The 22,360-nt window shown below is 70.0% G+C and carries 19 protein-coding genes and 1 pseudogene; 12 read left to right on the top strand and 8 right to left on the bottom strand.

Annotated features, from left to right (window positions below):
• Positions 1 to 247 precede the first annotated feature (247 nt).
• The 8 genes from AB0E85_RS14450 (at position 248) to AB0E85_RS14415 (ending at position 10,776) form a co-directional block, all read left to right on the top strand.
• On the top strand, positions 248 to 1,411 hold the full coding sequence (locus AB0E85_RS14450; RefSeq protein WP_031108125.1) for a mandelate racemase/muconate lactonizing enzyme family protein: 1,164 nt from the start codon (positions 248 to 250) through the stop codon (positions 1,409 to 1,411).
• Positions 1,408 to 2,412: an alcohol dehydrogenase catalytic domain-containing protein gene (locus AB0E85_RS14445; RefSeq protein WP_361926090.1), complete on the top strand. Its 1,005-nt coding sequence runs from the start codon at positions 1,408 to 1,410 to the stop codon at positions 2,410 to 2,412. Before AB0E85_RS14450 ends, AB0E85_RS14445 begins: the two co-directional genes overlap by 4 nt.
• Before the next feature lie 127 nt (positions 2,413 to 2,539).
• Positions 2,540 to 3,508, top strand: a complete 969-nt coding sequence (locus AB0E85_RS14440; protein ID WP_361926087.1) for a hypothetical protein — start codon at positions 2,540 to 2,542, stop codon at positions 3,506 to 3,508.
• Between the two features lie 138 nt (positions 3,509 to 3,646).
• Complete coding sequence (gene chvE / locus AB0E85_RS14435) at positions 3,647 to 4,759, top strand: multiple monosaccharide ABC transporter substrate-binding protein (protein WP_361926084.1); 1,113 nt, start codon at positions 3,647 to 3,649, stop codon at positions 4,757 to 4,759.
• Positions 4,760 to 4,805: 46 nt separating this feature from the next.
• A complete protein-coding gene (gene mmsA, locus AB0E85_RS14430) occupies positions 4,806 to 6,356 on the top strand; it encodes a multiple monosaccharide ABC transporter ATP-binding protein (RefSeq protein ID WP_361926081.1) in 1,551 nt (516 codons plus the stop codon).
• Positions 6,353 to 7,597, top strand: coding sequence for a multiple monosaccharide ABC transporter permease (gene mmsB / locus AB0E85_RS14425; RefSeq protein WP_361926078.1), 1,245 nt, complete (start codon positions 6,353 to 6,355; stop codon positions 7,595 to 7,597). Before mmsA ends, mmsB begins: the two co-directional genes overlap by 4 nt.
• A 56-nt stretch (positions 7,598 to 7,653) precedes the next feature.
• On the top strand, positions 7,654 to 8,799 hold the full coding sequence (locus tag AB0E85_RS14420; RefSeq protein WP_361926076.1) for an aldose epimerase family protein: 1,146 nt from the start codon (positions 7,654 to 7,656) through the stop codon (positions 8,797 to 8,799).
• A 171-nt stretch (positions 8,800 to 8,970) separates the two neighbouring features.
• Positions 8,971 to 10,776, top strand: a complete 1,806-nt coding sequence (locus tag AB0E85_RS14415) for a histidinol-phosphate transaminase (RefSeq protein WP_361926074.1) — start codon at positions 8,971 to 8,973, stop codon at positions 10,774 to 10,776.
• Between the two features lie 113 nt (positions 10,777 to 10,889).
• Here the strand turns inward: AB0E85_RS14415 and AB0E85_RS14410 are convergent, their stop codons facing one another.
• The 3 genes from AB0E85_RS14410 to AB0E85_RS14400 form a co-directional block, all read right to left on the bottom strand.
• Positions 10,890 to 11,117, bottom strand: coding sequence for a hypothetical protein (locus tag AB0E85_RS14410; RefSeq protein ID WP_361926072.1), 228 nt, complete (start codon positions 11,115 to 11,117; stop codon positions 10,890 to 10,892).
• A 19-nt stretch (positions 11,118 to 11,136) separates the two neighbouring features.
• A complete protein-coding gene (locus tag AB0E85_RS14405) occupies positions 11,137 to 11,595 on the bottom strand; it encodes a PPOX class F420-dependent oxidoreductase (protein ID WP_361926070.1) in 459 nt (152 codons plus the stop codon).
• Between the two features lie 207 nt (positions 11,596 to 11,802).
• Positions 11,803 to 12,351, bottom strand: a complete 549-nt coding sequence (locus tag AB0E85_RS14400; protein WP_361926068.1) for a YciI family protein — start codon at positions 12,349 to 12,351, stop codon at positions 11,803 to 11,805.
• Between the two features lie 64 nt (positions 12,352 to 12,415).
• Here AB0E85_RS14400 and AB0E85_RS14395 point away from each other — a divergent pair, with 64 nt between their 5' ends.
• A complete protein-coding gene (locus tag AB0E85_RS14395; RefSeq protein ID WP_361926194.1) occupies positions 12,416 to 13,195 on the top strand; it encodes an alpha/beta hydrolase in 780 nt (259 codons plus the stop codon).
• 167 nt (positions 13,196 to 13,362) lie between these two features.
• Here the strand turns inward: AB0E85_RS14395 and AB0E85_RS14390 are convergent, their stop codons facing one another.
• The 3 genes from AB0E85_RS14390 to AB0E85_RS14380 form a co-directional block, all read right to left on the bottom strand.
• Positions 13,363 to 13,521, bottom strand: coding sequence for a hypothetical protein (locus tag AB0E85_RS14390; RefSeq protein WP_361926066.1), 159 nt, complete (start codon positions 13,519 to 13,521; stop codon positions 13,363 to 13,365).
• Between the two features lie 360 nt (positions 13,522 to 13,881).
• Positions 13,882 to 14,535, bottom strand: coding sequence for a DUF4360 domain-containing protein (locus AB0E85_RS14385; RefSeq protein WP_361926064.1), 654 nt, complete (start codon positions 14,533 to 14,535; stop codon positions 13,882 to 13,884).
• A gap of 311 nt (positions 14,536 to 14,846) precedes the next feature.
• Positions 14,847 to 15,305: an Rrf2 family transcriptional regulator gene (locus AB0E85_RS14380; protein ID WP_020272842.1), complete on the bottom strand. Its 459-nt coding sequence runs from the start codon at positions 15,303 to 15,305 to the stop codon at positions 14,847 to 14,849.
• Positions 15,306 to 15,479: 174 nt separating this feature from the next.
• Between AB0E85_RS14380 and AB0E85_RS14375 the strand changes: the two genes are divergently transcribed.
• On the top strand, positions 15,480 to 18,458 hold the full coding sequence (locus AB0E85_RS14375; RefSeq protein ID WP_361926062.1) for a beta-galactosidase: 2,979 nt from the start codon (positions 15,480 to 15,482) through the stop codon (positions 18,456 to 18,458).
• Positions 18,459 to 18,477: 19 nt separating this feature from the next.
• Here the strand turns inward: AB0E85_RS14375 and AB0E85_RS14370 are convergent, their stop codons facing one another.
• Together AB0E85_RS14370 and AB0E85_RS14365 are read right to left on the bottom strand one after the other, a co-directional pair.
• The gene (locus tag AB0E85_RS14370; RefSeq protein WP_361926060.1) at positions 18,478 to 19,989 is read right to left on the bottom strand and encodes an alpha-N-arabinofuranosidase; all 1,512 of its coding nucleotides are present in this window, start codon (positions 19,987 to 19,989) and stop codon (positions 18,478 to 18,480) included.
• Between the two features lie 52 nt (positions 19,990 to 20,041).
• Positions 20,042 to 20,203, bottom strand: a pseudogene (locus AB0E85_RS14365) (carbohydrate ABC transporter permease); the annotation flags it as partial.
• Positions 20,204 to 20,412: 209 nt separating this feature from the next.
• Here AB0E85_RS14365 and AB0E85_RS14360 point away from each other — a divergent pair.
• A complete protein-coding gene (locus AB0E85_RS14360) occupies positions 20,413 to 21,024 on the top strand; it encodes a toxin-antitoxin system, toxin component family protein (RefSeq protein WP_361926058.1) in 612 nt (203 codons plus the stop codon).
• On the top strand, positions 21,021 to 22,250 hold the full coding sequence (locus tag AB0E85_RS14355; RefSeq protein WP_361926056.1) for a DUF6545 domain-containing protein: 1,230 nt from the start codon (positions 21,021 to 21,023) through the stop codon (positions 22,248 to 22,250). The genes AB0E85_RS14360 and AB0E85_RS14355 overlap by 4 nt, the downstream gene beginning before the upstream one ends.
• The last annotated feature ends 110 nt before the right edge of the window (positions 22,251 to 22,360 follow it).

Genomic DNA, 22,360 nt, shown 5'->3' with positions numbered 1-22,360 from the left:
AAGATTAAGTTCCGCGCAGGTCACGTTCCTAGATCCAGCTGTGAAGGTTCTGTAGGGACACGCCTCACCCATGGTTTCGAAACTGTCGAAACCGTTATGCGCGCGACCCATTGACACCCCTGCCGCCGGATCCTTACTGTCACGCCAGCATTTCGAACGTGTGCCGAAATCTCGAACACAGCTTACGGCCCACCGACGGAAACACTGAAGGAAAACTGAGCCGACGAACCTGCGAGGGACAACCGCCGTGCGCATCACCGGAATCAGCACACACGTGGTCGGGACGCCGTGGCGCAACCTGACGTACGTCCAGGTGCACACCGACGAGGGGATCACCGGAGTCGGCGAGACCCGGATGCTGGGACACACCGACGCCCTTCTCGGTTACCTGAGGGAGGCCGAGGCCAATCACATTCTCGGCTCGGACCCGTTCGCTGTCGAGGACCTCGTCAAGCGGATGAAGTACGGCGACTACGGCCGTGCGGGCGAGATCGTGATGTCCGGTATCGCCGTGATCGAGATGGCGTGCTGGGACATCAAGGGCAAGGCCCTGGGCGTCCCCGTCTGGCAGCTGCTGGGCGGCAAGGTCACCGACAAGGTCAAGGCGTACGCCAACGGCTGGTACACCACCGAGCGGACCCCGGAGGCCTACCACAAGGCCGCCCAGGGCGTGATGGAGCGCGGCTACCGGGCGCTCAAGATCGACCCCTTCGGCACCGGCCACTTCGAGCTGGACCACCAGCAGACCCTGTACGCCGTCTCCCTGATCGAGGCGGTCCGGGACGCCATCGGCCCCGAGGCCGAGCTGATGCTGGAGATGCACGGCCGCTTCTCCCCCGCCACGGCCGTGCGCCTGGCCAAGGAGCTGGCGCCGTTCAAGCCGGCGTGGCTGGAGGAGCCGGTCCCGCCGGAGAACCTCAAGGCGCTGGAGAAGGTCGCCGCCAAGGTCGACATGCCGGTCGCCACCGGTGAGCGCATCCACGACCGGATCGAGTTCCGGGAGCTGTTCGAGAGCCAGGCCGTCGACATCATCCAGCCGGACGTCGGCCATATCGGTGGAATCTGGGAGACCAGGAAGCTCGCCGCGACCGCCGAGACCCACTACATGCTGGTGGCTCCCCACAACGTGGGCGGCTCGGTCCTGACCGCAGCGTCCCTCCAGGTCGGCTTCACCTCCCCGAACTTCAAGATCCTGGAGCACTTCAACGACTTCGCCGACGCGGAGATCAAGAAGGTGGTCAAGGGCGCCCCGCAGGTGAACCCGGAGGACGGCTGCTTCCACCTCTCCGACGCCCCCGGCCTCGGTGTGGAGCTGGACGTCGACGCCGCCGCCGAGTTCCCCCAGCAGCAGGCCCGTTTCGACCTCTGGGCGGAGGGCTGGGAACAGCGCAAGCCGAAGGGCGCGCAGTGAGCACCGCTGTCGTCGTCGACGCCCCGGGCGAGCACCGCCTGGTGCCGCACGAGCCCCGGCGGCCCGAGGCCGGCGAGGCGCTGGTCCGGGTGCACGCCTCCGGGATCTGCGGCAGCGACCGGGAGGTCTACCAGGGCAACCGGCCCGAGGGCTATGTGCGTTACCCGCTGACCCCGGGCCATGAGTGGTCCGGGACGGTTCAGGCCGTGGGCGCCGGTGTCCCGGAGTCCCTCGTGGGCCGCAAGGTCGTCGGTGAGGGCTTTCGAAACTGTCAGGTCTGCGACCGCTGCCACGCGGGCGACACGACCCTGTGCTCGGCCGGCTACGAGGAGACCGGGTTCACCCAGCCGGGCGCGATGGCGGCCACGCTGACCCTCCCGGCCCGTCTCCTGCACACCCTCCCGGACGACTGCGACCTCACGGCCGCGGCCCTCCTGGAGCCCGCCGCCTGCATCGCGGCCGCCGCGCTGAAGGGCAACGCCCAGCCCGGTGAGCGCGTCGCCGTGGTGGGCACCGGCACCCTCGGCATGTTCGCCGTGCAGTTCCTGAAGGCGAACTCGCCGGGCGAGCTGCTGGTCGTCGGCACCCGCAGGGACCGTGAGGCGCTGTCGCGCCAGTACGGCGCGACGGACTTCCGGACGAAGGACCAGGAACTCCCGGACGACTTCGACGTGGTGATCGAGACGGCCGGGTCCGCGGACGCCGCCCGGATCTCGGCCGGCCTGCTCCGGCGCGGCGGCCGGCTGGTCCTGACCGGTATCCCGGCGCCCGGCGCCGACGGTCTCGACCCGACCGACCTCGTCGTGAAGCAGCTGGAGGTGCACACCGTCTTCGGTGCGCCGCCGGACGCCTGGGCGCACACGGTGCGGGTGTTCGCCGCCGGGTTGCTCGACCCGCTGCCGCTGGTGACGCACGAGCTGCCGCTCACCGAGTTCTCGCAGGCCATCGAGCTGGTCGGGGCCGGCGATCCCAAGGTGGGCAAGGTCCTGCTCCGCCCCTAGTCGTACGCCGGTACGGGGGCAACCTGACGGCCCCCGTACCGGCGTACACCCAGCCCCGCCCACCCAGAGCCTCGCCGTACCCAGAGCCGCGAACCTCGTCCGAAATATCGAACCGAAGGACATTCCTGTGACCGACGCTCCCATCACGGCCGCCCGCAGGCCCGGTGAGCAGGCGCTCACCGCCCTGGGCCTGAGCGCGCCCGCCCCGAACCCCGCCGACGCGTCGCCGCACTCCTTCCCCGGTGGCGGCCGCTGGCGCACCGAGATCCCCTCCTGCGAGGGCCCCGAGGCGCTGGCGGTGGTGCTGAAGGAGGCCTCGCGGCTGGACGTGCCGATCCACCGGATCAGCCAGGGCAGCGGCGTGTGGATGCTGACCGACGCCGAGATCACCGAGATGGTCGAGTCGACCGGTGAACGCGACATCGAGCTCTGCCTCTTCACCGGCCCGCGCGGCACCTGGGACATCGGCGGGTCCACGCGCACCGACTCACGGGGGGCCGGGCTGCGCGCCCGGGGCCACGACGCCGTCGCCGGCTGCGTCGAAGACGCCGTCAGAGCAACGGAGTTGGGCGTCAAGTGTCTGCTCGTCGCCGACGAGGGCGTGCTGTGGACGCTGCACCGGGCGCGGGCCGCCGGGATCATCCCGGCCGACACGACGCTCAAGGTCTCCGCGCTCATCGGCCCGGTCAACCCGGCGGCGTACGCGGTCTACGAGCGCCTCGGCGCCGACTCGGTCAACGTGCCGAGCGACCTGACGCTCGAGCACCTCACGGAGATCCGGCGGGTGTCGGGCGCCCCGATGGACATGTACATCGAGGCCCCCGACGACCTCGGCGGCTACGTGCGGATGTACGAGGTCGCCGAACTCATCCGTCGCGGCGCCCCGTTGTACCTGAAGTTCGGCCTCTCCAAGGCGCCCGGGATCTATCCCTACGGGCACCACATGCGGGAGCTGACCCTGGCCACCGCCAAGGAGCGGGTGCGGCGCGGCCGGCTCGCCCTGGATCTCCTGGCCCGCCACGGGGCGGACGGCGACATGGCGCCGCTCGGCTCACGACTGCCGGGCGATCTGCAACGGTTCGAAATCTCGTCATAACGTTCCGGAAACTCGCCTTACAAAAGAAGACACAGCCGCGCACAATCCCACACATCTCTTCTCGGTCTTTCCGGCACGACCACCCGGAGCGACTTCGCGCCTCAGACCGAGCCCTGCCACAGATCAAGGATGACGATCATGCGTAACCGCAGAGCCGCCCTCACCGCCATAGCCGGAGCCGCGTCCCTCGCCCTCACCCTGTCCGCCTGCGGCCAGAGCGGTGAGGGGGGCAGCAAGGAGAGCGAGGGGGACACCAAGGGCGCCACCATCGGCATCGCGATGCCGACCAAGTCCTCCGAGCGCTGGATCGCCGACGGCAAGAACGTCGTCGCGGACCTGGAGTCCAAGGGCTACAAGACCAAGCTGGTCTACGGCGAGGACGACCCCGACCAGCAGGTCTCGCAGGTCGAGAACCTGATCACGCAGGGCGTCAAGGCGCTGATCATCGCCGCGATCGACAACAAGTCGATGAACAACGTGCTCCAGCAGGCCAAGGACGCCAACATCCCGGTCATCTCCTACGACCGCCTGATCCTCGGCACGCAGAACGTCGACTACTACGCCTCCTTCGACAACGAGAAGGTCGGCGAGCTCCAGGGCAACTACATCGTCGAGAAGCTCGGCCTGAAGGACGGCTCCAAGAAGGGCCCGTTCAACATCGAGCTGTTCGCCGGCTCCAACGACGACAACAACACCCGCTACTTCTTCGGCGGCGCGATGAAGGTCCTCCAGCCCTACATCGACAAGAAGCAGCTCGTCGTCCGCTCCGGCCAGACCAAGCTCAACCAGGTCACCACCCTGCGCTGGGACGGCGGCACCGCCCAGAAGCGCATGGACGACATCCTGACCTCGGCCTACAAGAGCCAGCGGGTCGACGCCGTCCTCTCCCCCTACGACGGCATCTCCATCGGCATCCTCTCGGCGCTGAAGTCCGACGACTACGGCTCCAAGAGCAAGCCGCTGCCGGTCGTCACGGGCCAGGACGCCGAGGTCGCCTCGGTGAAGTCGATCATCTCCGGCCAGCAGTCGATGACCGTCTACAAGGACACCCGCGAGCTCGCCAAGGTCTCCTCGAACATGGTCGACGCCCTGCTCAACAAGAAGAAGCCCGAGGTCAACGACACCAAGACCTACGACAACGGTGCGAAGGTCGTCCCGGCCTACCTGCTGGAGCCGGTCGCCGTCGACAAGGCGAACTACCAGAAGGAGGTCGTCGACTCCGGCTACATCAAGGAGAGCGACCTCAAGTAGTCCCCGCCACCGACCGACGATTCACCACTGACTGGAAGGCACGACCATGGCGGGACCCGTCCTGGAAATGCGCTCGATCGTCAAGACCTTTCCCGGCGTCAAGGCGCTGTCGGACGTCACGCTGACCGTCCGGCAGGGCGAGGTCCACGCCATCTGCGGGGAGAACGGCGCCGGCAAGTCGACCTTGATGAAGGTCCTCTCCGGCGTCCACCCGCACGGCACCTACGAGGGCGACATCCTCTTCGAGGGAGAGGTCTGCCAGTTCAAGGACATCCGGGCCAGCGAAGAACGCGGCATCGTGATCATCCACCAGGAACTGGCCCTGGTGCCCTACCTCTCCCTCGCGGAGAACATCTTCCTCGGCAACGAGCACGCCACCCGGGGGATCATCAGCTGGACCGAGACCCTGCGGCACGCCACCGAACTGCTGCGCCGGGTCGGCCTCTCCGACCACCCGGACACCCGCGTCGCCGACATCGGCGTGGGCAAGCAGCAGCTCGTGGAGATCGCGAAGGCCCTGTCGAAGAAGGTGAAGCTGCTCATCCTGGATGAGCCGACCGCCGCGCTGAACGACGAGGACAGCGGCAAACTCCTGGACCTGATCCTCGAGTTGAAGAAGCAGGGCATCACCTCGATCATCATCTCCCACAAGCTCAACGAGATCCGCAAGGTCGCCGACTCGGTGACGATCCTGCGCGACGGCCAGACCATCGAGACCCTCGATGTGAAGGCCGAGAAGACGACCGAGGACCGGATCATCAGCGGCATGGTCGGCCGCGACCTGGAGCACCGCTTCCCGGAGCGGTCCCCGCACGAGCCCGAGGAGGGCGCGGCCCCGGCCCTGGAGATCCGGGGCTGGACCGTGCACCACCCCATCGACCAGCAGCGCAAGGTGTGCGACGACGTCTCGCTCCACGTGCGCCGCGGGGAGATCGTCGGCATCGCGGGCCTGATGGGCGCCGGCCGCACCGAACTCGCGATGAGCGTCTTCGGGCGGACCTACGGCCGGTACGCGGCCGGCACGGTCCTCAAGGACGGCACGGAGATCCGTACGAAGTCCGTCCCGGAGGCGGTCAAGCACGGCATCGCGTACGTCACCGAGGACCGCAAGCACTACGGCCTCAACCTCATCGACACCATCAACCGGAACATCTCGCTGAGCGCCCTGGGCAAGGTCGCGAGGCGCGGTGTGGTCGACGAGCACGAGGAGCGGCAGGTCGCCGAGGGCTTCCGCAAGTCCATGAACATCAAGGCGCCGACGGTGTTCGAGCCGGTGGGCAAGCTGTCCGGCGGCAACCAGCAGAAGGTCGTCCTCAGCAAGTGGATCTTCTCGGGTCCGGACGTGCTGATCCTGGACGAGCCGACGCGCGGTATCGACGTCGGCGCCAAGTACGAGATCTACACGGTCATCGACCAGCTGGCCGCCCAGGGCAAGGCGGTCGTCTTCATCTCCTCCGAGCTGCCCGAGCTGCTCGGTATGTGCGACCGCATCTACACGATGGCCGCGGGACGGCTGACGGGTGAGTTCTCGCGGGCCGAGGCCTCCCAGGAATCGCTGATGCGTCAGATGACGAAGGACAAAGAGGTAACCCGATGAGCACGGACGTGACCGCCAAGAGCCCGGCCCCCGCGCCGCCGGGCAAGAGCGGAGGGGCCGCGGGCGACGGCCTGTTGCAGCTGGTGATGGAGGGCCTGCGCCGCAACATGCGGCAGTACGGCATGCTCATCGCGCTGGGCCTGATCGTGGTCCTGTTCGCCGTCTGGACCGACGGCGACCTGCTGCTGCCGCGCAACGTGTCCAACCTGGTGCTGCAGAACAGCTACATCCTGATCCTCGCGATCGGCATGATGCTGGTCATCATCGCCGGCCACATCGACCTGTCGGTCGGATCGCTGACGGCGTTCGTCGGGTCGATGGCCGCCGTGTTCATGGTCAAACAGGATCTGCCCTGGCCCCTCGCCGTGGTGCTGTGCCTGGCCGTGGGCGCGGTCGCGGGTGCCGTGCAAGGGTTCTTCATCGCGTACGGCGGCATACCGTCGTTCATCGTGACCCTGGCGGGCATGCTGATCTTCCGCGGCCTGACGGAGATCTTCCTGGAGGGCCAGACCCTCGGCCCGTTCCCGGACGGCCTCCAGAAGGTCGCCAACGGGTTCCTGCCCGAGGTCGGCCCGAACACGAACTACCACAACCTCACCCTGCTGCTGGGCTTCGCGATGATCGCCTTCGTGATCTTCCAGGAGGTCCGTGACCGCAAGCGGCAGCAGGAGTTCGACCTGGACGTCCCGCCCACCAAGCTGTTCCTGCTGAAGCTGGTCGCGATCGGCGCCGCGGTGCTGACGCTCACCATGCTGCTGGCCAGCTACAAGGGCGCCCCGATCGTGCTGCTCATCCTGGGCGTGCTGCTCGTCGGCTTCGGCTACGTCATGCGTAACGCGATCATCGGCCGCCACATCTACGCGATCGGCGGCAACCTCCCGGCGGCCAAGCTGTCGGGTGTGAAGGACAAGAAGGTCACCTTCCTGGTCTTCCTGAACATGGGCATGCTCGCGGCCCTGGCGGGTCTGGTCTTCGCCGCCCGCTTCAACGCGGCCTCTCCCAAGGCCGGCCTCAACTTCGAGCTGGAAGCGATCGCGGCGTCGTTCATCGGCGGTGCGTCGATGAGCGGCGGTGTCGGCACCGTGCTCGGCGCGATCATCGGTGGCCTGGTCCTGGGCGTGCTGAACAACGGTATGAACCTCGTCGGCATCGGCACCGACTGGCAGCAGGTCATCAAGGGCATGGTGCTGCTGGCGGCGGTCGGGTTCGACGTGTGGAACAAGCGCAAGGTCGGTTCGTAAGTCAGCTCGGGCCCCGCTGGAAGGCGGGGCCCTCTCCATATGCGGGAGCCGCACAGATGGAACTGAACAGACGCACGGTCATCGCGGGAGCAGCGGCGGGGATGGCCGCCACCACGCTCGGCGGCACGGCGCACGCCACGGGAGGCAGGAAGCCGGTGAAGACGCTCTTCGGCAAGCTCGCCGACGGCACCAAGGTCTACAGCTGGTCGCTGGAGAACGGCGGCACCCGCCTGAAGGTCCTCTCCTGGGGCGGTGTCGTCCAGTCCCTGGAGATCCCCGACCGTCGCGGCCGGTACGCCAACGTCTCCGCGGGCTTCGACAACCTCGCGGACTACGTCGCGAAGACCCCGTACTTCGGCGCGCTGATCGGCCGCTACGGCAACCGCATCGGCAAGGGCAAGTTCACGCTCGACGGCAAGAACTACCAGCTGTCCGTGAACGACGGTGAGCAGAGCCTGCACGGCGGCACCCAGGGCTTCGACAAGCGCGTGTGGGACGTCGAGCCGTTCACCAAGGGCTCCGACGTCGGTCTGCACCTGTACTACACGAGCGTCGACGGCGAGATGGGCTACCCGGGCACGCTCAGGACGAAGGTGACGTACACGCTCACCCGGCACGGTGAATGGCGCATCGACTACGCGGCCACCACGGACAAGGCCACCGTCGTCAACCTCACCAGCCACGTCTACTTCAACCTGGCCGGCGAGGGCAGCGGCACGATCGAGGACCACGAGCTCCAGATCGCGGCCTCCCGCTACACGCCCACCGATTCGGGCCTGATCCCCACGGGCGAGCTGGCCAAGGTCGCGGGCACCCCCTTCGACTTCCGCAAGGCCAAGCCGATCGGCCGGGACATCCGCGTCTCCCACCCGCAGCTGGTGACCGCCAAGGGCTTCGACCACAACTGGGTCCTCGACAAGGGCATCACCGCCCGCCCCGAGCACGTCGCCACCCTGCGTGACCCGGCCTCCGGGCGCACGATGAAGATCGCCACGAACGAGCCGGGCCTTCAGTTCTACTCCGGCAACTTCCTCGACGGCACGCTGACCGGCCCGTCCGGGCGCACCTACCGGCAGGGCGACGCGCTGTGCCTGGAGACGCAGCACTTCCCGGACTCGCCGAACAAGCCGAAGTTCCCGTCGACGGTGCTGCGACCGGGGCAGACGTACCGGACGACGACCATCCACACGTTCGGCTGCTGAGGCCCCTGACAGGCCTTCACGAAATGGTCACACGTTCCAGCCGTTTTACCGACGGTTGAACGGTGTCACCGTGGTCTCCGTATGAAAGGGCGGCCCGCGCTCCCCCGCGCGGGCCGCCCTTAAACGTCGGGTCCGGCCGTCCCCAACGGACCCGCCTCATACGGAGGTTCCATGGCCGACAACGTCACGTCGCTGTTCCGCAGTACCGCGGCACACAGCCCGTCGATGGCGGCTCTGACACGTGAGGGCGGCGAGGGAGCCGGCCCCGTGGACTTCTGTATCCCCTGCAACCCGTACTTCCCGACCCCGGCCATGTTCGACGACATGGCGGGCCGGCTGCGCGACATCATCACGTACTACCCGAGCAGCGCCGACACGATCACGGCCGAACTGTGCAGCCTGCTCCAGCTGCCGCCGCAGTGCGTGGCCATGGGCAACGGCTCCACCGAGCTCATCACCTGGATCGATCACCTGCTGGTGCGCGAGTCCCTCGCCGTGCCCGTCCCCACCTTCGGCCGCTGGACCGACCAGCCCATGGAGACCGGCAAGCGGGTCGACATGTTCCCGCTCCAGGAGTCCAGCGGCTTCGCCCTCGACCTCGCGCAGTACGCCGAGTTCATCCGGGCCCGCGGCACCCGGGTCGCCGTCATCTGCAACCCGAACAACCCCGACGGCGGCTTCCTGCACAAGCACGCCATCGTCCAGTTCATGGACGCCATGGCCGACCTCGACCTGGTCGTCATCGACGAGTCGTTCCTGGAGTTCGCGGACGCCGAGGCCGAACCGTCCGTCGTGCAGGAGGCGATGCTGCGGCCCAACGTCGTCGTGCTGCGCAGCCTCGGCAAGAACTTCGGCCTGCACGGCATCCGTTTCGGCTACCTGGTCGCCAACCCGGCGCTCGCGGGCCGCATCCGCTCGATGCTCCCCAAGTGGAACCTCAACTCCTTCGCCGAGCACGTCGTCTTCATGCTCAAGGAGCACGGCGCCGAGTACGCGCAGAGCCTCCAGCAGGTCCGCCGCGACCGCCTCGACATGTCCGGCCAGCTCTCTTCCCTGCCCGGGCTGACGGTCTACCCGTCGCAGGGCAACTTCCTCTTCGTGCGCCTCCCCGTGGGTGCCGAGGGCACCGTCGTCCGGGACCGGATGCTCACCGAGCACCGGATCCTGGTCCGCGAGTGCGGCAACAAGATCGGCTCGTCCAGTCGCTTCCTGCGTCTCGTGGTGCGCCCCCAGGTGGACGTGCGTCGCCTGGTGTCCGGCCTGGAACAGGTGCTCTACGGGACGTCCAGGAGGGGAGCCGCCGTGCCCGAGCTGGGCAATGGGACCAGCTACAGCTCGGGCACGGCGGCCGTGGACCGCCTGGTGAGCGAGACGAACGGGTCGGGCATGCGGGGGCTCGCGGCGCAGGCGGTGGGGATGGCCGCGGCGCCTGCTGCTGCCGCGCCCACGGGGACCGGGGGGCCGGGGCCGGCCCCGGCGGCCGCCAGCATGGGTGGGGCGGGGTTCGCTCCCGCCGCGGCGGCCCCCGCCCCGGCGCCCACTCCGGCCACCGGCATCGGCATGCCGCTCCCCGCCGCCGCGTCCGCCGTACCGGCGGGTGCGGGCGGCGGGATGCCGATGCCGGTTGCGGCGCAGATGCCCCAGCCGCAGGTGCCGCAGCCCCAGATGCCGCAGGCGGTGCCGCAGCCCGCTCCCCAGCCGGTGGCCGCACCGGCGCCGCCCCTGGCCCCGGTGGCCCAGGCTCCGGCGCCGGTTCCCGCTCCGGCCCCTGCCCCCGCCCCCGCTCCGGCCCCCGTCCCCGCGCCTTCGCCCATGGCCGCCCCGTTCACCGGGCCCACACCGCCCGGTGTCCCGGCCCGGGGTGGTCTGACGGCCGCTCAGGTGCGGGGCACGAACGGGCTGACGCCGGCGCCTGCCACGGGGTGGCCCGCCGCGCAGAGCTGGCCCAACGCGGCGGGGATGGGGCAGGCCGGGTAGCCCGGCGGGTGCGGGTGCGGGGTGGCTGGTCGCGCAGTTCCCCGCGCCCCTGGGGGACCGCACCGCTGTCACTTTCCAGGGTCAGTAGGCGACCGGCCAACCGCTGTTCCAGTTCAGCAGGTTGATGCCGAGCCTGGGCCGACGGGCCGCAGACGGGCGTCGCCCGTGGGCCGGCCGGTGACCAGGACGGGGTGGTCCGCCGTGCCGCCCCGGGCCCAGCCGAGCCCTTCCGCCGGGGAGTTCACCCCGTCCGGCGTCCAGCCGCCGGTGTCCGCGGCGGGGAGTCGCCGGGCGAGGTCCGCGAGGGATGGGTCATCAGTGCTGCCCCGTTGTGCGTTCATGCGCTCATCTGCCGCAGCCCTATCCCTCGATGTCGAGCGCGGTCCCGTACAGCCGGTCCACCTTCAGCCGGATGACGACGCGCCGCTCGTCGACCAGTTGCCGGAGGAAGGCGTCCTCGTCCTCCGGTTCGGCGCCCGCCGGGATCATCGCGAGCAGTTCCCGGCCGACCGCGTCGCCGGGGACCGTAGTGACGTCGGAGACCTCGGCATCACCCTCCGCGACGGCGAACGACCAGACGTCCCCGCCCTGTACGTGCAGCGCCGCACGCGGTTCGCGCCGTAGGTGCTTGACCTTGACGCGGTCGGCCGTCGTCGAGAACCGCACGGTGCGGGACGCGGCGTCCCAGCTGTACACCATGGTGGTCAGGTGGGGGTGGCCGCTGCGCTTGACGGTGGCGAGCGTGCCGAACTGCTGCGCGGCGAGCAGGTCGGAGAGGGCTGCGTCGGACAGGAGGCGGGGTGTCGGTCTCTGTGTCATGACATCGCCAACACCGGTGCGGCGCAGATCATTTCAGGGTGCCGGGTGGGATTCCGGCCCCTCGGCTCCATCGCCCGCAAGGCCGGCTGCGCCAACACCTTCGCACTGGGCGTCGCCTGCAACGCCTCCGCGGCAGCATCCCGACGGAACCCCGCGCCACGGCACCGAGCCTCGACGCCTGACCCTCGGGGGACCGACAGGCCCTCCTCACCGCCGCCCGCCGAACTCCCAGGCGTGCACCTCGATGCCGGCGTACCGCCCCTCGTTCAGCACGGCACGCGCCTCCTCCGCGCCGGAGGCCCGGACCAGTGCGGCCGTACCCACCCACACGTCACCGTCGTCGGACAGCAAAGGCCCGTACGCGATCAACTCATCGCGCTCATACGGCACATCGAGATCGACGGCGGCTCCCGCCCCGAATCCGAGCACCAGGAACCGATCCCCACCGCTCGCCCCACCGGGAAACTCCCACATGGTCCGCCCCAGCAGATTGCGCCACCGCCGCAGCAGCACATCCCGGTACACCCCGGCCTGATAGTTGGGCTCGTCGAAGGCGAACGACCGGGCGGCGGCGGCATCCGGCAGGTCGACGATGTGCACACTGCCGGTCGGCGTCTCGCCGTCATCCGCGAAGGTCGGCCCCCGGGCGATCAACTCCGCCTCGTAGCGGTCCATATAGGTCCAGTGCGCCTCCCCCAACTCCTCACGCAAGGGCAGGGAGCCGGGCCGGTCGCGGTGGTAGCAGAAAAACTCCATGGCTCATCCAACCTCGGTGGCTACGCTCGTGTCTCCCGTCGTCGTGACCACAGGAGAGCAGACCGTGCGCAGCGCCGCCGTGACCCCCGAAGGCGACCGAATCCGCTGGGTCGAACTGCCGGGACAGGAACCGCCACGCGTCTACGTGCACGGGCTGGGCGCCACATCCCCGGCCTACTTCACCTCCGTCGCGGTCGACCCGAAGCTGACCGGGCACCGCTCGCTGCTCCTGGACCTCCTGGGCCACGGCATCAGCGATCGCCCGACGCACTTCGACTACACCCTGGAATCCCACGCCGACGCGCTCGCCAACGCCCTGACGGCGGCGGGTGTCTCGGCCGCCGACGTGATCGCGCACAGCATGGGCGGCTCGGTGGCGATCGTCCTGGCGGCCCGCCATCCCCATCTGGTCTCCCGCCTGGTCCTGATCGACGCGAACCTGGACCCGATCCCGCGCACCCCCGGCTCCTCGGGCAGCAGCGGCATCGCCGCCTACTCCGAGCAGCAGTTCCTGGACGGCGGCTGGGAGGAGGTCCGCGACCGGGTCGGCGAGCACTGGTGGTCCACGATGCGCCTGGCCGGCCGCGAGGCCCTGCACCGCAGCGCGTTCCACCTCACCCGCGGCACGGTCCCCACCATGCGCGAACTCCTCCTGGACCTGAAGATCCCCCGCACCTTCCTGCTCCCCGAGTCCGAGGGCCCGCTGCTGGGCGCCGCGGCCCTCACGGAAGCCGGCGTGTCCGTCGTCCCGATCCCCGACTGCGGCCACAACATCATGCTGGACAACCCGGAGGCCTTCGTCGCTTCCGTGTCCGCCGCCCTCGCGCCCCCAGCCGAGAACTGAGCCGGGTGGCCGCGCCCTGCAACCTGAGAACGCGGCAGAGACTCGGCCTGGACGCTGATGTTGCTTCCGATCACCCGCACACCGAGTTTCAGATGCGCGGAGGCGGTGGGCGAGTGAAGGCCGATGGAGAAGCAGCGGGCCGAAGGCCGTGCGGCCCGAGGGGCCCCTCAGGCCGCCATCAGCGCCGCCAGGGCGCGTTCCATCGCGGCGTTGAACTCTTCCGGCGCCAGCGGCAGACGGGACTTGACGTCCCGACTCCACTGGTCGGCGAGGACCTCGGCGGAGCCCGCCACCCGCCCCGGCAAGTGATCTGCTGAGACGGCCACCTCAGCGTGTGCAGGCCGCTCAGCACTGGTCCTCTTCACGACTAACCGGTCCCTGCACCCCACGTGCCTACGACACCGAACTCCGCCGAGCCAGCCGACGGACGAGAAGCCTGCCAAGCGCGGCTCCGTGAAGCAGAAAGTAACGCCGCTCACGCCCGGACCGCACACGCTCTACGTGCGGGCCTACGACGTGGGCGGCAACCCCGGGCCGGTCTACCCCTGTCGCTTCCACGTCAAGAGCCCCGGGGTCACGCGCGGGAGGATGGCAGGCGATCAAGGCGATCTCCTGAACTCAACACCAAGGGTGGCTCACCGTGCCCGTTGTCGGGCGGACCCGGTGAGCCACCCCCGTTCACACCGTCACGACTTCTTCGGGCACTCCTTCCACGCCAGGTGGTACACCGTGCTGATGTCCCCGTCCGTGGAGTCCATCGTCATGAAGCTGACCTTGTCGGCCGACTGGGTGCCGGCGTTGACGCGGATCTCGGTGTTGATGTTGAAGTTGCGCTGCACTCCGCAGGGTGCGTAGACCAGCTGGGCCCAGTCCGTCTCGTCGGTGGCCTGCCAGTTGTCGTTGAGGGGGCCGCTGAAGGGGTGGTTCTTGTACACCGTGCTGGGCGAGCCCTGGAAGTAGTACGAGGCCCGCTGGGTGGCGCTCGCGCCGCGCTGGAGGGAGGCGAATCCCCGGTAGTCCGCGCTGGCGATGGCGTAGGTGAAGCCGCCGGGGACGTGCACCTTCAGGTTGAGCTGGCAGTTCCTGCGGAACGCGGTCGGGTCGGAGTTCCCGCCGGCCTGGGCGAGGTAGTCGCTGTAGGTGACCGTGAACGCCGTGTTGTCCTCGGAGACGGCGACCGCTGCCGTGCCCTGCGGGCAGCCGGAGCCGTTCACCGTGGCGACCTGGATGATGATCTTGTCCGGGGGCGGGTCGTCGAACCCGGAGGACGGGGATGATGCGGGAAGTGCGCTGGTGAGCAGCGCGGCGATCGCGCCGCTCAGGAGCAGGCCACCGGCCATGGTTCTCCCATCCGTTCGTGGGGGGTGGATCGTGAAGGTGAATGAGCATGCACATGTCAAAGCAACAAGTACACGCACCCCCGGCCTGTGACCATTCCATGAAGGAGGTGTGAAGAGCGGGAGCGGTCGCATCGTACGCAGGGCGACAGGGGTGGACCAGGTCGCTCTCCGGCCATTCACACTGGCGGGAATTCACCCGGTACCGGCGGACGCATAGGGTGCGTTGCACCAGTGCGTCAGACCGAGGACATCCCGAGGACGGAATGAGGATCACGCACAGCGCGCACAGCGCCGCGCACGGCCGCCGCCCCTCAGGGGTTCTCCCAGGCCGCCGGTTCCGCCGCGAGCCGCTCCACCGGCTCCGGCAGCGCCCCGGCCGCGAGGTCGGCGATCGTCACGCCCTCCAGGATCCTGCGGACGTTGGCCCGCAGGGCGATCCACAGCGGCAGCAGCGGCTCGGCGGTGCCGGAGTAGGCGAGGCCGGTCGGCCGCTCGCCGCGCACCGACACGATCGGCCCGTCCACGGCCCGGATCACGTCCGCGACCGTGATCTCCGCGGCTTCCCGGGCCAGCCGGTAGCCGCCGCCCCCGCCGCGCCGGCTGTCGACGACGCCGCCGCGCCGCAGGTCGCCGAGGATCCCCTCCAGGAACTTGTGGGGGATGTCCTGCGCGGTGGCGACGGCCTCCGCCTTGACCGGCCCCTCCCCCTGCCGGACGGCCAGCTCCACGACCGCTCGTACCGCGTAGTCCGCACGTGCCGAGATCCTCATAGGACCATTGTGGCCGTCACCCTGTAGACATTGAGCACACGCACCCCGCACCACATCGAGCACACCCACCCCGCACCACACCGAGCACACCCACCCCGCACCACACCGAGCACACCCACCCCGTACGACAAGCACGCGCACCACGTAACGCATGGCACAACAGGAGGCGCTCCCTTGGAGCTCAGCAGGCGTACCTTCCACGCTCTGGCCGGCACGGCGGCGCTCGGCTTCGCGCTGACCGGCAGCGGGTCGCCGACCTCCGCCAACCCGGCACGCACCGCGCCCACCGGCCCGCCGCCCCCGGTACCGAGCGCGGACGGCAGGCCGCACGAGATCGGCTTCGACCACCACTCGCTGATCGTCGACGGCCGCCGCCTGGTCCTCTGGTCGGGCGAGATGCACCCCTTCCGGCTGCCGAGCCCCTCGCTGTGGCGGGACGTGCTGGAGAAGATGCGCGCCCACGGCTACAACGCCGTCAGCGCATACGTCGCCTGGAACCACCACTCCCCCGCCCCCGGCCGCTACGACTTCACCGGCGTGCGCGACCTGGACCTGTTCCTGCGGACGGCCGCCGAGACGGGGATGTACGTGATCCTGCGGCCCGGGCCGTACATCAACGCCGAGGTCGACGCCGGCGGCTTCCCCGGCTGGCTGACCGCCACCGAGGGCCGGGCGCGGACCTCCGACCCGACGTACCTGCGCTACGTCGACGAGTGGCTGACCGCCGTCAACGCCATCGTCGCGAAGCGCCTGTTCACCCGGGGCACGGGCACGGTGCTGCTCTACCAGATCGAGAACGAGTACGACGCGCACGTCGACGAGCCGTCCGCGCGCGCCTACATGTCGTACCTGTACGAGAAGGTCCGCGCCGACGGCATCGACGTGCCGCTGTTCCACAACGACAAGGGCAGGAACGGCTACTGGGCGCCCGGCTCGTTCGGCACCGGCGGCGAGAAGGGGCGCTGGCTGTACGGGTTCGACGGGTACCCGGAGCCGGACGAGGTGCCGCCGGACTGGGGGTCGTTCGGGACCGGAGGCAGGACCGGCGGCGCCACGGCCAGCCCGAAGACGCCCGGGTTCGTGCCCGAGTTCGGCGGGGGCTGGTTCGACCCGTGGGGCGGGTCCACATTCGGCAGCAAGGGGTACGCCGAGGCGCGCCGGACCCGGGACGCGGCGTACGAGCGGCGCTTCTACCTCACCAACCTCGCCAACGGCATCACCCTGCACAACGTCTACATGACGTACGGCGGCACCTCCTGGGGCTGGCTGCCCGCGCCGGCCGTCTACACCTCGTACGACTACGGCGCCGCGTTCGACGAGGCCCGCAACGCCACCCCGAAGCTCGCCCCGATGCACCAGATCGGGCAGTTGCTGCGGTCCGTGCCCGACCTCGCCAGACTGAACCGGGTGAAGTCCGTGCGCGCGACCGACGAGCGGATCAAGGTCTATCCCCTGGCCAACCCCGACACCGGGGCCCGCTTCTACGTCCTGCGCAACGACTCCGCCGAGGCGGTCTCCGTGACGCTGCCGGACGCCGGGATCGACGTGCCGGTCATGGTGCCCGCGCGGGACGCCAAGCTGATCGCCGCCGATCTGAGGCTCGGGAAGCGGACGCTGGTGCACGCCACCGTGCAGCCGATGCTGAGCCTGACCGCCGGACGGCAGGACATCGCCGTGTTCGCGGGCCGGCGGGGCGATCTCGCGCAGGTCGTGCTGGAGTGCCCCGACGAGCCGACCCCCATGCGGCTGGACGCGGAGCCCGCGTGGTCCTGGAACCTCAACAAGCTGAACATCACCGCTCCGCTCGGCGCCGGCGGGCTGAGCCGGGTGCGGGTCGAGGGCGACGGCGTGGACACGCCGATGCTGGTGCTGTTCGCCGACGACGCCACCGCCCTGCGGCTGTGGCCCCACGAGACCCCGTCCGGCCCGCTCCTCGTCTACGGCCCCGCCCTGCTGCGCTCGGCCGAGCTGCGCGGCTCCACGGTCCACCTCACCGGCGACACCACCGGCGCGACCGGCCTGGAGGTGTGGGGGCCGCGCGGGATCACCCACGTCACCTGGAACGGACGCCCGGTCCCCACCCGGATCAGCGCCTCCGGCAGTCTGCTGGCGCTGCGGCCGCTGCCCGCGGTGGCCCGGCCGGCGCTGCCCGCGCTGGACGGCTGGCGGCGACGGGCCGGGAACCCGGAGGCCGAGCCGGACTTCGACGACTCGGACTGGACGACGGCCGACAAGGAGACCACGTTCAGCACCACGCCCGTGCCCGACGGACAGCCCGTCCTGTTCGCGGACGACTACGGCTTCCACTACGGCGACGTCTGGTACCGGGGGGAGTGGAGCGACGAGAACGGCATCGAGTCCGTGTCCCTCGCCTACAGCACGGGCACCCAGGGCCTGCTCATGGCCTGGCTGGACGGCGAGCCGCTGGGCACGCACCGCATGCCGGTCCCCGACAAGGAGCGGGCGCGGCAGGGGACGTGGACCGCGAAGGCCGGCTTCGACCTGCCGGAGAAGCTGCGGGAGAGGTTCCGCGAGGCGCGGGACGGGAAGCGTGACCGGCATGTGCTCTCCGTACTCGTCCGGCGGATGCAGCACGACATGGACGGCGAGGCGCTCGACACGCACAAGGCGGCGCGCGGGCTGACCGCCGTCACCTTCGAGGGCGGCTCCCCCGGGGTGACGTGGCGTGTCCAGGGCGCGAGCACGCCGGACCCCGTGCGCGGTCCGATGAACAACGGCGGGCTGCACGGGGAGCGCGAGGGCTGGCACCTGCCCGAGTACGACGACGGGGACTGGAAGGACGCCGAACTCCCCGCGGCCGACCGGCGGCAGGGCGTCACCTGGTACCGGACGGACTTCCGGCTGGACGTCGCCCCGGGCGTCGACGCGTCGGTCGGGCTCGTCCTCGACGACGATCCCGACCGGGCGTACCGCGTCCAGATCTTCCTCAACGGCTGGAACATGGGCCAGTACGTCAACGACGTGGGCCCGCAGCACACCTTCGTGCTGCCGAACGGCATCCTGCGCACACGGGGTGCCAACACCCTGGCGCTGGCGGTGCTGTCCGACGGGACCACCCCCTCCGGGCCGGGCGAGGTGCGGCTGACGCTGCTCGGTGCAGCGGCCGGAGGGGTGCCCGTGAAACCGGTCTGACCGGACCGGCCGGGGGCCGTCAGGCCAGCCGGATCACGTTCCAGGACAGCGGCTCCAGGACGGCGCTCAGCGTGCCGTCCCGCAGGTCCGTGCCGTCGACCGGGTGGGGGGCCACCCGCTCGGGGTCGTCGAGGGTGTTGCGGGCGTCGGGGTCGGAGTCCGCGAGGGCGCTGTGCTCGACGACCCGCGTCAGGCCGAGGGCGCTCAGGGCGACTTCGAGTGGCAGGGCGTCGGTGCGGCTGCGGTTGACGGCGAAGACGGTGACGGTGCCGTCCTCGGCGCGCACGGCGGTGGCGTGCAGCAGGTCGGTCTCGCCGTACTTCCGCGTCTCGTACGTCGGCGAGTCCACGCGGACGTCCAGGACCCGGCCGTGGCCGTACTTCGCGGCCTGCGCGAACGGGAAGAACGTGGTCTGCCGCCAGGCCGGGCCGCCGGGCTCGGTCATGATCGGCGCGATGACGTTGACGAGCTGGGCGAGGCAGGCGACCGTGACGCGGTCGGCGTGCCGGAGCAGGGCGATGAGGAGCGAGCCGAAGACGACCGCGTCCAGGACGCTGTAGTTGTCCTCCAGCAGGCGCGGGGCCTCGGCCCAGTCCCGCGCGCCGGAGTTCTCGATCTCGTGCCACTCCGACATGTACCAGACGTTCCACTCGTCGAAGGAGAGGTTGATCTTCTTCTTCGACTTCAGCTTCGCGCCGATGTGGTCGGCGGTGGCGACCACGTTCTCGATGAAGGACTCCATGTCGACGGCGGAGGCCAGGAAGGAGTCGAGGTCGCCGCCCTCGGGCTGGTAGTAGGCGTGCAGGGAGATGTAGTCGACGAGGTCGTACGTCTCCTCCAGGACCGTCGCCTCCCAGGCGGCGAAGGTCGGCATGGACTGGCTGGAGGAGCCGCAGGCGACGAGTTCGACGCCCGGATCGATCTGGCGCATCGCGCGGGCCGTCTCGGCGGCGACCCGGCCGTACTCCTGCGCCGTCTTGTGGCCGGTCTGCCAGGGGCCGTCCATCTCGTTGCCCAGGCACCAGATCTTGATGCCGAAGGGGTCCTTGTCGCCGTGCGCGGCACGGAGGTCGGACAGGGCCGTGCCGGCGGGGTGGTTGGCGTACTCCTGGAGTTCGAGGGCCTCGGCGACACCCCGGGTGCCGAGGTTGAGGGCCATCATGGGCTCGGCCCGGGGGCCGATCTTCTTCAGGAAGGCGATGTACTCGGAGAGGCCGAAGCGGTTGGTCTCGGTGGAGCGCCAGGCGAGGTCGAGGCGGCGGGGCCGGTCCTCGACGGGGCCGACGGAGTCCTCCCACTTGTAGCCGGAGACGAAGTTGCCGCCGGGGTAGCGGATGGCGGTGACGCCGAGTTCCTTGACGAGGTCCAGGACGTCCCGGCGGAGGCCGGCTTCGTCGGCTGCGGGGTGGCCGGGTTCGAAGATGCCGGTGTAGACGCAGCGGCCGAGGTGTTCCACGAAGCTGCCGAAGAGGCGAGGGTTGACCTCACCGACGGTGAATGCGGGGTCGAGGGTGAAGCGGGCCTTGTGCATGTGCGCCTTTCGGGGTGGGTGGTTCGTCTATCGTGGGCGGCTGCCGAAACAGTCACTGGCCTGCCAGGCCCGTGTGGGCCACGCCCGCCGCTGTCTGCCTCTGGAAGAACACGAAGACGATGATCAGGGGCAGGCCCGCCATCAGGCCTGCGGCCATGAGCTGGGCCCACTGGATGCCGTAGGAGTTCATGACGGTCGCGATGTCGTTCGGTATTTCGGATAGCGCTCGCTACTTCGAACGGGACCGTAAATTCGAAGCGCTGGCACGTCAATGGTCGGGCCACAGTTCGGTCGGGACTTTTCCGGACAGGAACGGTCGTTCCCCATGGAACATCGGACGTCGGATCGCATGACGCGCACACTTTCGGGCGCGTAGTCTCGGACCCGCGACAGGCCGTCGGCCGGCGGTGAGAAGGGGGAGCGATGGACATCGCGGGCGCGCGGGCCCGGGCCGCCCGAATCTCCGCCGCGCTCAGGCGCTCGCGCAGTGGCTCGGCCATGCGCGGCCTGGCCGCCGAACTCGCCACCGCGGTGCGGAAGAGACCCGAGTACCCCAGCGACGTACGAGCCTTGTGCCGGGCGCTCTGCGAGGAGATGAGCAGCCGGCGCGGCGGGCGGCCCGTCGAGCTGCGCTTCGAGCGCTTCCCCGACGAGATCGAAGTGACCGGCCTGTGGGTGGAGTTCCAGGACTTCGACCTCGTCATCGTCGAGGAACGGGCCGAGGCGGTACAGCAGTTGGTCATCCTCGGGCACGAGCTGTGGCATCTGCACGCGGGGCACGGGCATCACCACGGGGAGGGTGTGGCGGCGGCCCACGCGTTCGCCGGCCGGCCCGAGTGGGACGACGGAGCGCTGGCGGTGGCCGCCCGCAACGGCTCCCGGGAACGGGACGAGGCCGAGGCCGACGCCTTCGGGCATCGGCTGGCGGCGGGGTGCCGGGCGCTGCTGCCGGGCGGGCGCGAGCCGGCGGCACCCCTCGAACCCGTGCAGCGGTCGCTGTACTACCGGGGGCCGCGAGGGGGTGCGGCACCGTGACGACGGTGGCGCTGACCCCGGCCGAGTTCGTCAACCAGTTCTATCCGAACTTCTGGTGGATCCCCGCGGGGGTCCTGGCGGCCGCGCTGGCCATCAAGCTGCCGAGCATCATCCGGCTCTGGAAGGACCCGATGCTGCGCGCGGTCGGCGGGCTGCTGCTGCTCGCCTGCGCGGTGTTCGTGTTCGTGGCGCCGTCGACGATCGCCCGGGTCAACCGGCTCACCGGGGTGGCGAACTTCTCCGGGCCCTGGGTCTACTCGCTGCTCACCGCCTTCTGTGCCTTCTGCCTGCTGCTGATCATCGCCTGGCGCAACGGCCTGTCCGACCGTTCGGACCGCACCCGGCGCGCGATGCGCGGGGTCGTGGCGGTCTATTCGGGCGTGATCGTCGCGATGTGGGTGCTGTTCGCCCTCGCGGACGTGCCGGTGGAGCGGCTGCGGGATCTCGACACCTACTACGCGAACACCCCGTACATGCGCGAGGTGATCGTGCTGTACCTGCTCGCGCACACGGTGGCCGCACTGGTCACCAACGGGCTGATCTGGAACTGGGTCCGCACGGACGGGCTCGACTCGCTGCTGCGCTGGGGGCTGAAGTTCCTCGGCGTCGGCTACGCGGCGCAGTTGTTCTTCGACGCCGCCAAGATCAGCGCCGTGGTGGCCCGTTGGTCCGGGCGGAACGTGGACTGGCTGAGCACGGCCGTCGCCCCGCCGCTCGCCTGCCTGTCCGCCGTGCTCATCGCGGTCGGCTTCATCCTCCCGCACGCCGGGCAGTACCTGCACGGCCGCTGGCACGTCCGGCTCGCCCTGCACGAACTGCGGCCGCTGTACCTGCTGATGAGGACGGTCAACGGCACGGGGGTCCCGTTCCTGCTGCGCGCGACGCCGGAGCTGCGGCTGGTCCGCCGCGAGACGTTCATCCGCGACGTGCTGCTGCCGCTCGCCCGGCACATCGACGAGGACCGGCGGATGCGGTTCCACGACGCCGCCCTCACCCTCGGCCACCCGCCCGACCTGGCGAAGACGCTCGCCGCCACCGCGGCGATCCTGGACGCGGCCGACGCCGGGAACCGGGCACGGGAGGACGACGGAACCGGCGCCCGGGACACCACGGACCTGCTGCGCGAGATCGGCGCCGTGTCCCGGGTCCTGCGCCGCACGGAGGACCTCCGGGCGATCCGCGCCCTGGCCCAGGACCACACGGACGGCAAGTCGCTGACCGGCTGATCACGCGCGTCGTGCCCGGCGGAATGCACGGACGAGACCCGCACGGGGGCCGCGGACGGTACGTGAAGGTACGGTGAGAGCCGTCCGGAACGAGGCCCGTGTGGCTCGAA

The organism is Streptomyces sp. NPDC029044 (genome assembly GCF_040637495.1).
In the GTDB taxonomy this organism is placed as follows: Bacteria; Actinomycetota; Actinomycetes; order Streptomycetales; family Streptomycetaceae; genus Streptomyces.
The sequence above is the reverse complement of the archived record's forward strand: the minus strand, read 5'-3'. Positions and strand labels throughout refer to the sequence as shown.

What these genes read in the sequence shown, in the direction of transcription:
- AB0E85_RS14420 (WP_361926076.1), top strand. Translation starts at nt 7,654, where the DNA reads ATGGAACTGAACAGACGCACGGTCATCGCGGGAGCAGCGGCGGGGATG.
- AB0E85_RS14415 (WP_361926074.1), top strand. Translation starts at nt 8,971, where the DNA reads ATGGCCGACAACGTCACGTCGCTGTTCCGCAGTACCGCGGCACACAGC.
- AB0E85_RS14380 (WP_020272842.1), bottom strand. Translation starts at nt 15,305, where the DNA reads ATGAGGATCTCGGCACGTGCGGACTACGCGGTACGAGCGGTCGTGGAG.
- AB0E85_RS14385 (WP_361926064.1), bottom strand. Translation starts at nt 14,535, where the DNA reads ATGGCCGGTGGCCTGCTCCTGAGCGGCGCGATCGCCGCGCTGCTCACC.
- AB0E85_RS14370 (WP_361926060.1), bottom strand. Translation starts at nt 19,989, where the DNA reads ATGCACAAGGCCCGCTTCACCCTCGACCCCGCATTCACCGTCGGTGAG.
- mmsB (WP_361926078.1), top strand. Translation starts at nt 6,353, where the DNA reads ATGAGCACGGACGTGACCGCCAAGAGCCCGGCCCCCGCGCCGCCGGGC.
- AB0E85_RS14360 (WP_361926058.1), top strand. Translation starts at nt 20,413, where the DNA reads ATGGACATCGCGGGCGCGCGGGCCCGGGCCGCCCGAATCTCCGCCGCG.
- mmsA (WP_361926081.1), top strand. Translation starts at nt 4,806, where the DNA reads ATGGCGGGACCCGTCCTGGAAATGCGCTCGATCGTCAAGACCTTTCCC.
- AB0E85_RS14410 (WP_361926072.1), bottom strand. Translation starts at nt 11,117, where the DNA reads ATGAACGCACAACGGGGCAGCACTGATGACCCATCCCTCGCGGACCTC.
- chvE (WP_361926084.1), top strand. Translation starts at nt 3,647, where the DNA reads ATGCGTAACCGCAGAGCCGCCCTCACCGCCATAGCCGGAGCCGCGTCC.
- AB0E85_RS14400 (WP_361926068.1), bottom strand. Translation starts at nt 12,351, where the DNA reads ATGGAGTTTTTCTGCTACCACCGCGACCGGCCCGGCTCCCTGCCCTTG.
- AB0E85_RS14405 (WP_361926070.1), bottom strand. Translation starts at nt 11,595, where the DNA reads ATGACACAGAGACCGACACCCCGCCTCCTGTCCGACGCAGCCCTCTCC.